The organism is Aeromonas sp. A04 (assembly GCF_047780465.1).
Classification (GTDB): Bacteria; Pseudomonadota; Gammaproteobacteria; order Enterobacterales; family Aeromonadaceae; genus Aeromonas; species Aeromonas bestiarum.
Genome location: NZ_JBLNHP010000006.1, coordinates 103,081 through 117,303, shown reverse-complemented (window position 1 = coordinate 117,303; position 14,223 = coordinate 103,081). Strand labels below are relative to the sequence as shown.

Sequence of the window (14,223 nt, the reverse complement as noted above, 5' to 3'; positions counted from 1 at the left end):
GTCAGAATACGTATTTGAGTCGCGCCTCCACGTTGCGCTCTGCCCCGAACCAGCAGTTGTTCTGGTCGTAGCAGGAGTAGTAGGTCTTGTTGAACAGGTTGCTGGCGCTCAGCGAGGCCTCCACCCCTTGCAGGCGCTGGCTGAGTTGGGCCAGATCGTAGGAGGCGGACACGTCCATCAGCAGATAATCCGGTACCGTATCCGTGTTGGCGGCATCGAGCTGGGCCTCCCCCACGTAACGCAGGCCGGCGCCAACCCGCATCCCCTCCAGCTGGCCACCCGGCAGGTAGTTGCTCCAGAGCGAAGCCATCTGCTTGGGCACCCAGACCGGGGTCTTGCCCTGCAGGCTGGTGGTATCGCGAGTGATCTCCATGTCCTGGCGGGTATAGCTCAGCGCCAGATCCAGCCGGCTGGTGAGATCGACGCGCCCCTCCAGCTCAACCCCCTTGGAGACCATCTCGCCGGTCTGCAGCTTGGGCCCGTAGACGTTGTCCGGATCCGTCACCAGGGCATTTTGCTTGGTGATGTGGAAGACCGAAGCGGTAAAGGTCTTGCTCATGTCCTCGGCGAGAAACTTGAGTCCCCCCTCCCACTGATGGCCTGTGGCCGGTTTGAACGCCTGGCCATTCTTGTCCGCCCCCGCCACCGGCTCGAAGCTCTCGGCATAGCTCACGTAGGGCGAGAGGCCGTGATCCAGCTCGTACAAAGCGCCGAGGCGCAACGAGAGGTTGTCCTGATCTATCTGGGCCAGGGTGTTGCTCGCCGCCCCCTGATAGAGGGTCTGGCTGTCGGTGTCCATCCGGTAGCTGTCATAGCGGGCACCGCCTATGGCCACCAGCCGGTCCAGACGCACCTGATCCTGCAGATAGACGCCGGTCTGGGACTGGCGGATGGTCTTGCTGTCCTGATAGTTGAAGGTGAGGGCCGCCGGCACTATCTGGCTGTGGTTCGGGTTGAAGATGTCGATGCCGGGCGCCGAATAGTCGAGGGTGTCCCGGTAGAGAATACGGGCATCCAGATACTGGTAATCGACCCCGAGCAGCAGGTTGTGCTGGGCGCTGCCGGTCATCACCTTGCCCGCCAGCTGGTTGTCGATGACAAAGCCGCGAGAGTCTTCATCGGTCAGATAGGCGTTGCGGGCCAGGGTGCGGTTGTCCGCCGCCAGGGCCGCATTGTAGGTGTTCTGCTGGTTGGCCGAGGCATCCATGTAGCGGGCGTTTTGCAGCAGCTGCCAGTTGGCGTTGAAGTCGTGGCTCAGCTTGTAGCCGAGCAGGGTCACCTCCCGGCTGTAGTGGTTCCAGTTTTCATCGCCAAGGAAGGTGTCGCTGCCAAGCTGGCCCAGAGGATTGGATTTGACCGAGCCGCTGGCCGGTACTGTGGTGTAGATACCGGCTTGCGGATCTTTCTGGTAATAGAGGTTGAGGTTCAGCAGGGTACGGTCACTCAACTGCCAGTCGAGGGACGGCGCGAACACGTAGCGCTCCTCCTCTGAGGTCACCGCCTGGCCGTCTTTCTGACGGGCCAGTCCCACCAGCCGATAGGCAAGCTGATCATTGATGGCACCCGTGCTGTCGAGGGTCAGCTCCTTGAGGGTGCCTGTGCCCGTCGCCACACCGACGCTGTGCCTGGCTTCCCGCTGCGGCCGCTTGGCGATCAGGTTGACCATGCCCCCCGGCGGCATGCTGCCGTAGAGCACAGAGGTCGGCCCCTTGAACACCTCCAGCTGCTCTATGGCCACCGGATCTATCTGGGGTTGCAGGTTCCAGTCGTTGTATTGCAGCAGCAGGCCGTCGTAGAAGTTCTGGTAGTTGTCAAAGCCGCGAATATTGAACAGATCCAGCCGGTTGACCGCCCCGCCGCGCAGCTCGGTATTGACGCCGGGCACGTAGCGCAGCGCCTCACTCACCGAGCTCACCCCGCGCTGCTCCAGGGTCTCGCCGTCCACCACAGAGATGGCCTGGGGCGTCTCCATGGGGTCGAGCCGGGTCTTGGTCGCCGTGTTGCGATAGGTCTGACCCAGTACCGTCAGGGTTTCATCGACCGCCGCGTTTTGCGCATTGGACGTGGGTGCGGCCAGCACTGGGCCTGCCAACAGGGCGGAGAGGGTCGCGGCGACCAGGGTCAAAGGGGGGTGAGTGGCGTACATCTGATCCTCGAATGCAATGATTGAATAGTAACAAATCTCATTTGCATTTTATTGGGTCAATTTGCCCTTGAATTAACAATTTGGGGCATGTTGGCAGGAAAAACGGCAAAAAAGGGGCAAGACAAGCCCCATCCGACGACCTTCCATGTCGATGGAAAAAAGGGATTGAATTCAAATGGCTATTTTCTCTGAGGGAAGGCTGTAATGAGATGGCGGTCAATGGCAAGGCGCCACAGTGCTTTATGCAGACCGGGGGATGGGCGCCCTGCCGCCAAACCGCTCACAGGGTTCAGCCCTGGCGGGGCGCTATGGGCAACCAGTACTCCATGCGGGCATAAGGCTGTTGGCCATCGAAGTCGGGGGTGTAACGCTCCAGCTCGAAACCATCCAGCCCCCGATAACCCGAGGCGGGCAGCCAGTGCAGGATGAACCAGTTGAGAGTCTGCCCCAGCTGGCTGATGGGGCCCACATGGCTGAGCACGGCGTACTCCTGGGGCGGGATGGCCAGACGAGCCAGCCCGCTCGGCGGCTCGCTCCCCTCCTCTGCCGCCACGCCCGCCCAGTAGACCAGCTGCTCTCCCGCGCCTGACACATCCACCACGCCGATCAGATCGCGGGCCCTGTCCAGACCGCCGGCACTGCGCAAGGCATGCCAGATGGCGGGCACCGTCTGCTGGAAATCGGGCTCGCTGGCGAAGAGCCCGCGGATCAGCCCCTTGACCCCCTGCAATATGAAGCCCGGCTGACTCTCGACCCGTACCTGCACCAGTCTGGGGGCGCTGGCGAGCGGCGTATGGGCTCGCACCAGCGGGGTGCGCAACCCCAGCCGCATCCCCCGCTTGCGATAGGCCAGCGGCGAGCAGCCGAACTGCTGCTTGAAGGCGCGGCTGAAACTCACCTCGGAACCAAAGCCGTAGCAGAGCGCCAGATCCAGCACCCGCTGGCGGCTCGTGAGCAGCGCCTCCGCCGCCAGGCTCAGCTTGAGCTCGCGCACATAGTGGGCCACCGTCTGCCCTGTCTCGTGCAGGAAGACCCGCTGCAACTGCCAGCGCGACCAGCAGCTCTGCTCGGCCAGCTGCTCCAACGACAACGGCTGATCCAGATGCCCATGGATGTAGTCGAGCACCCGCTCGATGCGGGTGAAATGGGCGCTAGCCTGTGGCGCGGGGCCCGGGGATGCGAGAGGGAAGGTAGGTGTCATTGGGTGGTCGGGATCGCTGCCGGCAGAGGGGCACGCTCGCCCAAGTGGCCACATTAAACATGGCCGTCGCCCCGGCGGCAAGTGGCCTGCGGCCACCGGCAGGCAGCGCACGCCGCTTGTCACTCGACGCCATGCCGTCACCTGGGCCTTCAACAAGGCCGTCACGCCAGCTTGGCAGGCTGTCACAAAAATGACGCATTTCCCTGTCAGATTGTTTGAAAACAAATATATCAATTAGCCTGAAAAGCCAATAAAGTCCTCGTTCGAATCTTTTGCAGGGAGAGCCAAGATGAAAAAAATTGCCTTGATCACCGGAGCCCGTGGCGGCATAGGATCCGCCATCACCACCGCCTTGCTGGCCCAGGAGTATCGCATCATAGCCACTCACTCCAGCGGCAACAGTGCGGCGGCCCATGACTGGTACGGGGAGCAGGGTTATCGGCCGGAGCAGGTGCGGCTGCTGCCGCTGGACGTGGCCGACACCGCCATGTGCCGCGAGACCCTGGGTCGCCTGTTGCAGGACGAGGGCCGGGTGGACGTGCTGGTCAACAACGCCGGCATCACCCGGGATGGCGCCTTCAAGCGCATGGCGCCGGAGCAGTGGTTCGAGGTGATCCACACCAATCTGTGCAGCCTCTACAACGTGACCCAGCCGCTGTTCGACGCCATGTGCGAGCAGCGCGATGCCCGCATCATCAACATCTCCTCGGTCAACGGCCAGAAGGGGCAGTTCGGTCAGGTCAACTACTCGGCGGCCAAGGCGGGCATGCTGGGCTTCACCAAGGCGCTGGCGGCGGAAGGGGCCCGCTTCGGGGTCACGGTCAACGCCATCGCCCCCGGTTACACAGCCACCCCCATGGTGGAGGCGATCCGCAGCGATATCCTCGACAGCATCAAGGCCGACATTCCCATGCGCCGCCTCGCCAAGCCGGAGGAGATAGCCGCCGCCGTGGCCTTTCTCGCCAGTGAGGCGGGCGCCTATATCACGGGGGAAACCCTGGCCATCAACGGCGGCCTCTACATGAAGTAATGCCGGGAGTTATCTCATCGACAGAGGGCAGCCAACCGGCTGCCCTCTGCTTTTGGCAAGTTGAGACAAAATGGCGCAGCCCCTGCCTGCCACCCGGCTCAGGGGCGCGCCGCCGCGGCCCCCACCGGCTCGGCGAAGTGGCTGCGCAGGGCCGTGATCACCCGCCGCACCTTCTCCGGGATCTCCCGCTGGGGAGTGATGGCATGGATCTCCATGGGCGGCACCCGATAGCCCGGCAGCAGCTCCAGCAGCCGCCCTTGGGCGAGATCCTCGGCGATCTCCCCCTCGGGTTGCAGCGAGACCCCCTGCCCCGCCAGGGTGAACTGGCGCAGCGGCAGCACGTTGTTGCACACCACCCTGGGTTTGGGTTTGACCTTGTGGCCCTGCCCCTTGTCGTCGAAGAAGGTCAGGCCTCCGCTCAGCATGTCCGCCGCCAGCCAGTCGTGTTCCAGCAGATCTGCCGGGCTGCGTGGGGTGCCCTTGCGCGCCAGATAGGCGGGTGAGGCACACAACAGCATCCGGGTCTGACCTAGCTTGCGCGCCACCAGGCTGGAGTCGGAGAGGGTGCCGACCCTCAGTGCCACGTCGATGCGCTCGGCGATGAGATCCCGCTTCTCGTCGTCCGCGATGATCTGGATACACAGGCCGGGATGGGCCTGCAACAGGGGCGACAAGGCCCGCGCCAGCGGCTGGCCCGCCATCCCCACGGGCGCCGTGATCCGCACTTCACCGAGCAGGCTGTCGCGCACCTCCGAGAGGCGCAGTTCGGTCTGATTGAGGGTCTGTTGCAACGACTGGCACCCCTGCCACACCACCTCCCCCGCCTCGGTCAGGTTGAGGCGGCGGGTGGAGCGATGCAACAGGGTGAGGCCGAGCAGACTCTCCAGCTGGCTGATATGCTGACTGACGGCGGAGGGGGTCATGCCAAGGGCCTTGGCGGCGCCCGTCATGCTGCCCGCCTCCACCACGGCGGCGAAGATGGCGTAACGTCTGAGCTGTTCCATTATTAAATCCAGCTTACAAGTGAATCAATTTTATAGCCGATTATTAAATCACATTCGGCGGCGTAGGATAGCCTCATTCCAACAGTGAAGGAGAATTCCCCATGAAAATTGCCCTGATCGGTGCCAGCGGTTTTGTCGGTACAGCCATCCTCAATGAAGCCGTCAGTCGCGGCCATCACGTCACCGCCATCGTCCGTGACACAAGCAAGGTGGCCGCCCACCCGCAGGTCACCGCCGTCGCCGTGGATGCCCAGCACCCACAGGCGCTGGCCGAGGTACTCAAGGGGCACGACCGGGTGATCAGCGCCTACAACCCGGGCTGGACCGCACCGGACATCTACGACCAGTACCTCAAAGGGGCCAAAGCCATAGTCGCGGCGGCCGTGACCGCCCACAGCTGGTTGCTGGTGGTCGGTGGTGCCGGCAGTCTGGAAATCGCCCCCGGCGTACAGCTGGTGGATACCCCGGACTTCCCGGCCGAGTGGAAGCAGGGCGCCCTGGCAGCCCGCGACGGTCTCACCGCCCTGCGCCGTGAAACCACCCTCGACTGGCGTTTCGTCTCCCCGCCCGTGTTCCTCGAACCCGGCGACAAGCGCGGTGGCTATCACCTCGGTGGCGATCAGGTGCTGTTCAGCGGTGACAAGCCTGCCGGGATCACGGTCGGCGATCTGGCCGATGGCGTGCTGAACGAGGTGGAAAAACCGGCTCACCTGCGCCAGCGCTTTACCCTGGGCTACTGAGTGGGCAACTGAGCAGGCTCACCGATCAGGTCTCAGCCTGATCCCCGCTCAACGCGCGAAACAGGAAGGGAGGCCTCAGCCTCCCTTCCTGTTTCGCGTCTCCGATAGCCGGGCCCGCTCCCGCCCGTGAACGCTCGTGCCAGCCAGCCACTTGTTTTCGCACTAACTGGGTGCCCGCAGCCCTATGGGACAGCCGGTACACGACCCCGTGAGCCGCTCAATAAACACCCAGCCGAATGGGTGTCGAATTCTATTTCGATTTTTGTATATAACTAAGAATAATTTGTTGTTTCCGTCTTATAACGCCGAACAGTAGCATCACCCTCAATCCAAATGGCGCCATCTTTACCGATCGGCCAGGTGGCTCACCACCGATCGGCGCGCTGTCGTTTTTGCACTGAGTGGCCGGGAAACGTCCCGGCGCTCAGAAAATGAGGAGGTGCACATGGAACATTCACCACTGCCGATCATCGATCTCGCCGCGCTCGAAGGCGCCCCTGACACTCGTCGCCAGATGCTTGCCAAGCTTGGCCGGGCGGCCCGCGACATCGGCTTTTTCTATCTGACAGGCCATGGCCTGAGCGAGGTGCAGCAGCAGGAGACCCTGGCGCTGGCGGCCCGCTTCTTCGCCCTGCCGGAGCAAGAAAAACGCGCGGTGCAGATGGTGCACTCCCCCCATTTTCGCGGTTACAACCAGGTGGGTGCCGAGCTCACCCGCCAGCAGCCGGACCGGCGCGAGCAGTTCGACATCATGAATGAGGCGCCTGCGCTGGCAGAGGACGAGATCCATACCCCCTGGCAGCGGCTGATAGGCCCCAACCAGTGGCCCGCCACCCTGCCCGAGATGAAAACGCAGCTGCTGGCCTGGCAGGAACGGCTGAGCGACATCACCCTCACCCTGCTCGCCGCCTTCGCCGAGGTGCTGGCGCAGCCGCAGGGGGTGTTCGATGCCAGCATCCAGGGCGCCCCCTATCAGCACATGAAGCTCATCCACTATCCGGGCCGGGAAGCGGGCAGCAGCAGCCAGGGAGTGGGCGCCCACAAGGATCCCGGCTACCTGACCCTGGTGATGCAGGACGATCACTCCGGACTAGAGGTGGAGACGGCGGCAGGCTGGATCCCGGCGCCGCCCCTGCCGGGCGCCCTGGTGGTCAATATCGGCGAACTGCTGGAGCTGGCTTCCAACGGCTACCTCAAGGCCACCCTGCACCGGGTGGTGAGCCCGCCGCCGGGGGTATCGCGCCTCTCCTGCGCCTTCTTTATGGCGGCGAGACTCGATGCTAACGTGCCTTTGTTGCAGCTCTCCCCCGAGCTGGCGGCGCAGGCACAAGGGCCCGAGAGCGACCCGACCAACCCGCTCTTCTATCAGGTGGGTGAAAACGTGCTGAAAGGGAGGCTGCGCTCCCACCCGGACGTGGCGGCGCGCCACTATACCGCCGCCCCGGCGTCGGCCAATCAGCAGACAACAAGTGGGCAGACGACAAACAGCGAGCGGCGCGAACCGCAGCCAGCCTGACTCTGCCATACCTATTAGACGGGGGACGCCGCGGCGTCCCGCCACCCGGATGACACAAGCAGTTAAGCCACAGCCTGGCAATGACGGAGTAATAGAATGAAATTCAAAACCATGAGCGTGCACAGCGGCCAACGGATCGATCCCCAGACCGGCGCCCTCACCACCCCCCTCTACCAGAGCAGCACCTTCAGCTACTTCAACGCCCAGGCGGGCAAGGAGCGTTTCGCGGGTCAGGCCCCCGGCTTCATCTACAGCCGCTTTGGCAACCCCACCACAGCCGAACTGGAACAAAAACTGGCAGCCCTTGAGGGTGCCGACGAGGCACTGGTGGTAGCGAGCGGCATGGCGGCGGTGAGCGCCATCATGTATGCCCTGGCCGACAGCGGCGACGAGGTGGCCTACATAGGCCCGCTCTACGGCGGCACAGATGCGTTTCTCAAGCAGACCTTCAGCCGCGCCGGCATCAAGGTGACCGCCTACGAGAGCGATCAGGATCTGCTGGCCAACATCCGTCCCGCCACCAAAGTGGTACTGTTCGAAACCCTGACCAACCCCACCCTCAAGGTGGTGGATCCGCGGGTGGTAGTGGAAGCGGCCCGCAAGGTGGGCGCCATCAGCGTGTGTGACAACACCTTCCTCACCCCCTATCTGCTGCGCCCGCTGGAACTTGGCATCGACATAGTGATGCACAGCGGCACCAAGTACCTGGGCGGCCACGGCGACATCATCGCCGGTGTGGTGGCGGGCTCTCACGCGCTGATGAAATCAGTGCGCACCGTGGCCCTCAAGCACATAGGCTCCCCCATAGGCCCGCAGGAGGCCTACCTGCTGCAGCGTGGGGTCAAGACCCTGCCACTGCGCATGGATGCCCACCTGCACAACGCCCAGAAGGTGGCCGAGTTCCTGGCCGATCACCCGGCGGTGAAGAAGGTGATCTACCCGGGCCTTGCCAGCCATCCGGGTCACGACGCCCTCGGCGCCTTCGCCAGCGGCTTTGGCGGCATGGTGAGCATAGAGCTGGAAGGCGGCTTTGCGCGCTGCGCCACCCTGCTCGACAACCTGCAGCTGTTCGTGCAGGCGGTGAGCCTGGGGGATCTCGAGAGCCTGGCCTGCCATCCGGCCAGTACCACCCACGCCGCCATGGACGAGGCGAGCCGCCTCGCCGCCGGGGTCAATGACGATCTCATCCGCTTCAGCATAGGGGTGGAAGATGCCGACGATCTGATCGCCGATCTGGCGGCGGCGCTGGCCGTCGCCTGATGCCCTAGCCACCTTTCACGGCTCAAAAAACAGCCCGCCCCATGTGAATGGGGCGGGCTGTTTGCATCAAGGAGTGGAGAGCCGCTTGTCAGGGGACAGAAGAGATCCGCTGCACCGGCCAGCCCAGCGCGGCGAGCTCGGGGGCCAGCACCTTGGCATCCCCCACCACCAGGATCACCATGTCGTCGGGGTCGAGCCAGCGACGAGCCAAGTCTCGCAAGGTGAATGTCGACAACTGGCTGACCGTCCGTACCCGCTGCTCCACATAATCCTGCGGCCACTGCGCCAGCAAGATGGGCAGCATGTACTCCACCTCCTGCGGCAGCGTCTCGTAATCCAGCGCCTGGCGGTTGAGCACACCTTCACGCAGGGTACGCACCTCCAGTCGGGTCGGGCCCTGCCGCTGGTATTTGTCGAGCTCCTGCAGGATCTGCTGCAGGGCGGCCCGGGTCACCTCGGTGCGCACGCTGCTCTGCAGCAGAAAATAGCCCGCCTGACTGTTGCCGTTGAAGGCGGTATCGATGAAGTAGGTGTATCCCAGCTCCTCACGCAGGCGGATATGCAGCCGATCCGCCAGGGAGGCATTCATCAACCCGGCCAGGAACTGCTCACCAAACCCGTCGCTCGCCATGGCACGGCGCCCCATGCGAACAAGGCTCTGGCTGGCGCCGGGATTATCCAGCAGATAGATGGCCCGCTTGGCCTGCTGGCCGGCAAAGCCGAGGGGCCTCAGGATGGGCGATTGCCCCTCTGGCTCAACCAGAAAAGAGAGTGCACTCACCACCTTCTCCTGCGCCAGATCCCCGCTCACCACCACCCGAGCCTCCCCGCTGCGATAAACAGCCCGATAGAAGGCGCGCACATCGTCCAGGGTCAGGGATTGCCACTGTGTCTGCGGATCCGGCACCCTGGCCAGGCCGTCGATCAACGCATGAAACTGCTGATCGGCCTGCCACTGGGGCTCTCGCACTTGCTGCTTCAACCATTGCTGGGTCTGGAGCTTGAGGCGCTGGAAATCCGCCGGTCGCAAGGCCGGCTGCAGCAACAGCTCCCGTACCAGCGCCAGCGTCTCATCGAAGTGAGAGGTCACCCCCTGCACAGTGATCTGGCTGTAGCCTTCCTCATAGCCAAAACTCAGGCTGGCGCCCAGCTGACGCGCCCGCTCCTCAATGGCGGCAGCCTGCCACCGCTCACTGCCCTGGGACAGCATGCTGGCGGTCAGTTCAGCCAGTCCGGCCTTGCCCTCTGGCTCGGCCCGGTACCCGCCGGGCCAGTTGATGCGCATGACAAAGGCTGGCACCTCGTCGCTGTAGTGACCGAGCAGGGAGACCCTATCCCCCAGACTGGCCTGCCACAGGGTGGGCAGTGGCACGGGCAGCGCCCCGCCACTGGCGGGTTCCTGGCGCCTGTCCAGGGTCTCCCTGACCGGACGTGAGCGCAAGAGAGGCTCAGCCAGGGTGCGCGGCAAGGGGGGCGGCTCGACAAAATTGGCCTGGCCGGCCTGCCACCCTTGATGCGCCTCGGGCACCACGCTCAGCACCACCCTGGGTTTGTGCAGTACATAGTGGTCCAGTACCCGCTTTACCTCGGCGGGCGTCACCCGCGCCATCCGGTCGAGATAACGGTGCAGGTAGTTGGGCTCCTGAAACAGGCTGTGGCCCGTGCCCAATAATTCCGCCTTGCCGGCCACGCTGTCCAGCGACCAGACCAGGTTGGCACGCAAGGCATTGGCAGAGTGCTCGAGCCGGGCTCCGGGGATGCCCTCCCGGGCCAGTCTGGCGATGACACCGTCTATCTCGCGCTTGATGGGTTCGAGCTCGGCGCCCTGCTCCAGATTCGGAATGGCCTGGATCACCAGCATGCAGGCGAGCACACCACACTCATGGCGGGCAGAGACGAACACCAGCTTGCCGCTCTGTTGCAACTGTTGTTGCAGCAGGCCACTGGCGGAGCCCCCCAGTTGATCGGCCAGCAGATCGAGGGCTTCGAAACCCGGGTCCCGGGCCGAAACGGTCGGATAGGCCAGCACCAGCATGGGGTCCTGTACCGGGGCCGTCAGGGTACGATATCGACTCTTTTTCAGCGCCACAGGCCGGGGCACTGAGCGAGCCTGGCCGGGGGCTGGCGACAAGGCGCCGAAGTAGCGCTCGACCCAGGCCAGGGTTTGCGCCGGCTGGATATCACCGCCGATCACCAGGGTGGCATTGTTGGGGCCATACCAGCGCAGGAAAAACTGGCGCACATCCTCCAGGGTGAGGCGCTCCAGATCCGCCATCCTGCCAAACGGCGTGTTGAAATAGGGGTGATTGGGAGGATAGAGAGTGCGGTTGAGCACTTCCAGCACCCGGCCATAGGCAGGCGTGTCGACCAGGTCGGCTCGCTCGTTCCTGACCACGTCACGCTTGGCATCAAACTTTTGCTGATACAGGGTATCGAGCAGGAAGCCCATCCGATCCGCCTCCAGCCAGAGCACTTTCTCCAGTTGATTGGCCGGCACAGTCTGGTAGTAGCGGGTCTGATCCCGTGTCGTCAACCCGTTGATGTCACGCCCCCCCACCTGCTGCAGCAGGCGGATATGCCCCTCCTCCCCCACATGGGCCGAGCCCTGAAACATCATGTGTTCGAACAAATGCGCCATGCCGGACTGGCCCGGCGCCTCTTCGGCCAGCCCGACCCGATAATTCACTTCCACATGCACCAGAGGATCCGAGTGATCCTGGGTCAGGATCACCGTCAGGCCGTTATCCAGCCGATATTGCTGGTAAGGCACGATCAGCGGATTGGTGCCTTTCTTTTGCTCCTTGACCAACACGGGGCCGGCCAGGGCCAAGGCACTGAATAAATACAATAAACTCCACGCGACTCTCATTTCGTTTCCCAATTCTCAAGTCTGAACATTATTATTGTTATCTGTTGTTGCACTCACGCCATATTCACGCAAATTCGCCAGCGGCCCCATTATTCATCTCTATTTGTGTGGTGATATGAATCATGCTGGCAGATCAGCGTGCTGGCGACATATCGTCAGATGACTGACCCTTGTATCAATATTTGCACGCCATGGGTGCCATGCCTGCGCACGGGTAGCACCCGGGGCCAAGGCCACCAGTGTAATCAATCGGGGCCTTCAGGGATATCTCGCGGGCACCGTCATTTGTAACAAGCCATGAGATGACCAGAGATAAGCGTTAATCATGGCCATCACAACCCTTATTTCCGAGCCGGATTCATCGCCATTTTTCAATGTGTCAAAAGGCGCACACGGATGCATTTCTCACCGGGATGACTATTTACCATTGAGTCAGGAGAAAATACGCGATCGGAGATGAATAATATCAATTCAATTAATAACGAGACTCGGCCTCTCCATGCGCACAGTCCAAGTGAATATGCTATTGCGCCGGAACGCCCGCGCTCTGCACGCCCAAACGGGCAAAAAAACAGGGGGCCTAGGCCCCCTGCTTCACACTCACCCAAGTTGGATCAACCACGAGCCAGCAGTATGTTGAGCATGCGGCGCAGCGGCTCGGCGGCGCCCCACAGCAGCTGATCCCCCACGGTGAAGGCGGCCAGGTATTCCGGACCCATGTTGAGCTTGCGCAGACGACCCACCGGTATGCTGAGGGTGCCGGTGACGGCAGCCGGGGTCAGCTCGCGTGCCGTGATGTCGCGATCGTTGGGGATCACTTTCACCCAGTCGTTGTGAGCGGCCAGCAGGGCTTCGATCTCGGGGAGCGGCACATCCTTCTTCAACTTGATGGTGAAGGCCTGACTGTGGCAGCGCAGGGCACCGATCCGCACGCACAGACCATCCACCGGGATGGCGGCATCTTCTACCCCTAAGATCTTGTTGGTCTCGGCCTGGCCCTTCCACTCTTCGCGGCTCTGACCGTTGTCGAGCTTGGTGTCGATCCAGGGGATGAGACCACCAGCCAGCGGTACACCGAAGTTGTCCACCGGCAGGGTGCCGGAGCGGGTCTTCTCGGTGATCTTGCGCTCTATGTCGAGGATGGCAGAGGCGGGATCCGCCAGCTCCACCGCCACTTCGTCGTGCAGCAGGCCCATCTGGGTGACCAGCTCGCGCATGTGACGCGCGCCGCCGCCCGATGCGGCCTGATAGGTGGCCACGCTCACCCACTCCACCAGATCGGCCTTGAACAGACCGCCAAGGGCCAGCAGCATCAGGCTGACGGTGCAGTTGCCGCCGACGAAGGTCTTGAGCCCCTTGTCCAGCGCCTGTGCTATGACGTCGCCGTTGACCGGATCCAGAATGATGACGGCGTCCTTCTCCATCCGCAGGGAGGAGGCGGCGTCAATCCAGTAACCCTGCCAGCCGGCGGCTTTCAGGCGTGGATAGACATCCTTGGTGTAGTCGCCGCCCTGCGCCGTGATGATGATATCCTGCTTGGCCAGCGCCTCGATATCGAAGGCGTCCTGCAGGGTACCGGCATCGACGCCGAAGTTGGGGGCGGCCTCACCGGCCTGGGAGGTGGTGAAGAAGGTGGGTTGAATGCGGGCAAAATCCTTCTCTTCCTGCATCCGGCTCATCAGTACCGAACCCACCATGCCACGCCAACCGACCAAACCTACTTTTTTCATAATGTCCTACCCTGGATAGCTGCTATAGAAAATTGTGTATTGAAACCCGTAACCCCTTGTCCGGCGCGGGCCGTTCACAAACAGATTACAAAATACGTGTTGCGAAAAATGCGTCTATCCACATTACGGATTGTGACGACGGGTGCAAGTCGAATTGCGCAATATTCTGTGCCGTTCGCTGCAATATCCGCCAGCCAGCTCCCGGCTGATGCGATCTCTTGGCACCCGGCGTCAGCTTGGGGCATGATTGAAACCGACTGGCAGCCACTGCCCCCTGGGGACGACCCCGGGGCCTCATGATGTGCAGGGACGACCCTGCTTCCTGCGGAATATCCTTATGTCCTGGTTACTCCTGTTGCTGGCCGGCCTGTTCGAGGTCGCCTGGGCCATTGGCCTCAAATACACCGACGGTTTCAGCCGCCCCCTCCCTACCCTGCTGACCCTGAGTGCCATGGGTGTGAGCGTTGTGCTGCTCGCCATGGCGGTCAAACAGTTGCCGCTTGGCACCGCCTACGCGGTCTGGACCGGCATAGGTGCGGTCGGCACAGTGCTGATGGGGATCTGGCTGTTCAACGAGCCCGCCACCCTGGCCCGGGTGCTCTGTCTGCTGCTGATCATCGGCGGGATCCTGGGTCTGAAGTTTATCGGCTGAACCGACGGCAGATCCCGGATCTGTGGATAGCTAAACGGGGCTCTTGCCCCGTTTTTTGCCTGCCAAACGCGCCGA

General features: G+C 62.9%; 10 protein-coding genes. 5 read left to right on the top strand and 5 right to left on the bottom strand.

The annotated features are described in order from the left end of the window. Position 1 precedes the first annotated feature (1 nt). Positions 2-2,146: a TonB-dependent siderophore receptor gene (locus ACM3N8_RS17355; RefSeq protein ID WP_290019148.1), complete on the bottom strand. Its 2,145-nt coding sequence runs from the start codon at positions 2,144-2,146 to the stop codon at positions 2-4. Positions 2,147-2,435: 289 nt separating this feature from the next. Next, the gene (locus ACM3N8_RS17350; protein WP_241325902.1) at positions 2,436-3,347 is read right to left on the bottom strand and encodes an AraC family transcriptional regulator; all 912 of its coding nucleotides are present in this window, start codon (positions 3,345-3,347) and stop codon (positions 2,436-2,438) included. A 289-nt stretch (positions 3,348-3,636) separates the two neighbouring features. Between ACM3N8_RS17350 and ACM3N8_RS17345 the strand changes: the two genes are divergently transcribed. Continuing rightward, positions 3,637-4,377, top strand: a complete 741-nt coding sequence (locus ACM3N8_RS17345) for an SDR family oxidoreductase (protein WP_043557713.1) — start codon at positions 3,637-3,639, stop codon at positions 4,375-4,377. Positions 4,378-4,475: 98 nt separating this feature from the next. Here ACM3N8_RS17345 and ACM3N8_RS17340 read toward each other — a convergent pair whose 3' ends face one another. Further along, positions 4,476-5,381, bottom strand: a complete 906-nt coding sequence (locus ACM3N8_RS17340; RefSeq protein WP_241325901.1) for a LysR family transcriptional regulator — start codon at positions 5,379-5,381, stop codon at positions 4,476-4,478. A gap of 101 nt (positions 5,382-5,482) precedes the next feature. Between ACM3N8_RS17340 and ACM3N8_RS17335 the strand changes: the two genes are divergently transcribed. The 3 genes from ACM3N8_RS17335 to ACM3N8_RS17325 all read left to right on the top strand — a co-directional run bounded on the left by ACM3N8_RS17335 (position 5,483) and on the right by ACM3N8_RS17325 (position 8,897). Continuing rightward, positions 5,483-6,121 (top strand): NAD(P)-dependent oxidoreductase, encoded by a 639-nt coding sequence (locus tag ACM3N8_RS17335; RefSeq protein WP_043138908.1) that lies wholly within the window; start codon positions 5,483-5,485, stop codon positions 6,119-6,121. A gap of 445 nt (positions 6,122-6,566) precedes the next feature. Beyond that, positions 6,567-7,637: an isopenicillin N synthase family dioxygenase gene (locus ACM3N8_RS17330; protein ID WP_098983904.1), complete on the top strand. Its 1,071-nt coding sequence runs from the start codon at positions 6,567-6,569 to the stop codon at positions 7,635-7,637. A gap of 96 nt (positions 7,638-7,733) precedes the next feature. Further along, the gene (locus ACM3N8_RS17325) at positions 7,734-8,897 is read left to right on the top strand and encodes a trans-sulfuration enzyme family protein (protein WP_103470634.1); all 1,164 of its coding nucleotides are present in this window, start codon (positions 7,734-7,736) and stop codon (positions 8,895-8,897) included. An 88-nt stretch (positions 8,898-8,985) separates the two neighbouring features. Here ACM3N8_RS17325 and ACM3N8_RS17320 read toward each other — a convergent pair whose 3' ends face one another. Both ACM3N8_RS17320 and asd read right to left on the bottom strand, forming a co-directional pair. Next, entirely contained in the window at positions 8,986-11,766 is a 2,781-nt protein-coding gene (locus tag ACM3N8_RS17320) for a M16 family metallopeptidase (RefSeq protein WP_416016432.1), read from the bottom strand. 614 nt (positions 11,767-12,380) lie between these two features. Next, positions 12,381-13,496, bottom strand: coding sequence for an aspartate-semialdehyde dehydrogenase (asd, locus tag ACM3N8_RS17315; protein ID WP_043136217.1), 1,116 nt, complete (start codon positions 13,494-13,496; stop codon positions 12,381-12,383). A gap of 337 nt (positions 13,497-13,833) precedes the next feature. On the opposite strand from asd, the gene sugE reads away from it, so the two are divergent. Continuing rightward, the gene (gene sugE / locus ACM3N8_RS17310; protein ID WP_103470632.1) at positions 13,834-14,148 is read left to right on the top strand and encodes a quaternary ammonium compound efflux SMR transporter SugE; all 315 of its coding nucleotides are present in this window, start codon (positions 13,834-13,836) and stop codon (positions 14,146-14,148) included. Positions 14,149-14,223 lie beyond the last annotated feature (75 nt).

Bases quoted from the DNA above. Each gene is read 5' to 3' on its own strand.
- ACM3N8_RS17355 (WP_290019148.1), bottom strand. From the start codon at position 2,146: ATGTACGCCACTCACCCCCCTTTGACCCTGGTCGCCGCGACCCTCTCC.
- ACM3N8_RS17350 (WP_241325902.1), bottom strand. From the start codon at position 3,347: ATGACACCTACCTTCCCTCTCGCATCCCCGGGCCCCGCGCCACAGGCT.
- ACM3N8_RS17345 (WP_043557713.1), top strand. From the start codon at position 3,637: ATGAAAAAAATTGCCTTGATCACCGGAGCCCGTGGCGGCATAGGATCC.
- ACM3N8_RS17340 (WP_241325901.1), bottom strand. From the start codon at position 5,381: ATGGAACAGCTCAGACGTTACGCCATCTTCGCCGCCGTGGTGGAGGCG.
- ACM3N8_RS17335 (WP_043138908.1), top strand. From the start codon at position 5,483: ATGAAAATTGCCCTGATCGGTGCCAGCGGTTTTGTCGGTACAGCCATC.
- ACM3N8_RS17330 (WP_098983904.1), top strand. From the start codon at position 6,567: ATGGAACATTCACCACTGCCGATCATCGATCTCGCCGCGCTCGAAGGC.
- ACM3N8_RS17325 (WP_103470634.1), top strand. From the start codon at position 7,734: ATGAAATTCAAAACCATGAGCGTGCACAGCGGCCAACGGATCGATCCC.
- ACM3N8_RS17320 (WP_416016432.1), bottom strand. From the start codon at position 11,766: ATGAGAGTCGCGTGGAGTTTATTGTATTTATTCAGTGCCTTGGCCCTG.
- asd (WP_043136217.1), bottom strand. From the start codon at position 13,496: ATGAAAAAAGTAGGTTTGGTCGGTTGGCGTGGCATGGTGGGTTCGGTA.
- sugE (WP_103470632.1), top strand. From the start codon at position 13,834: ATGTCCTGGTTACTCCTGTTGCTGGCCGGCCTGTTCGAGGTCGCCTGG.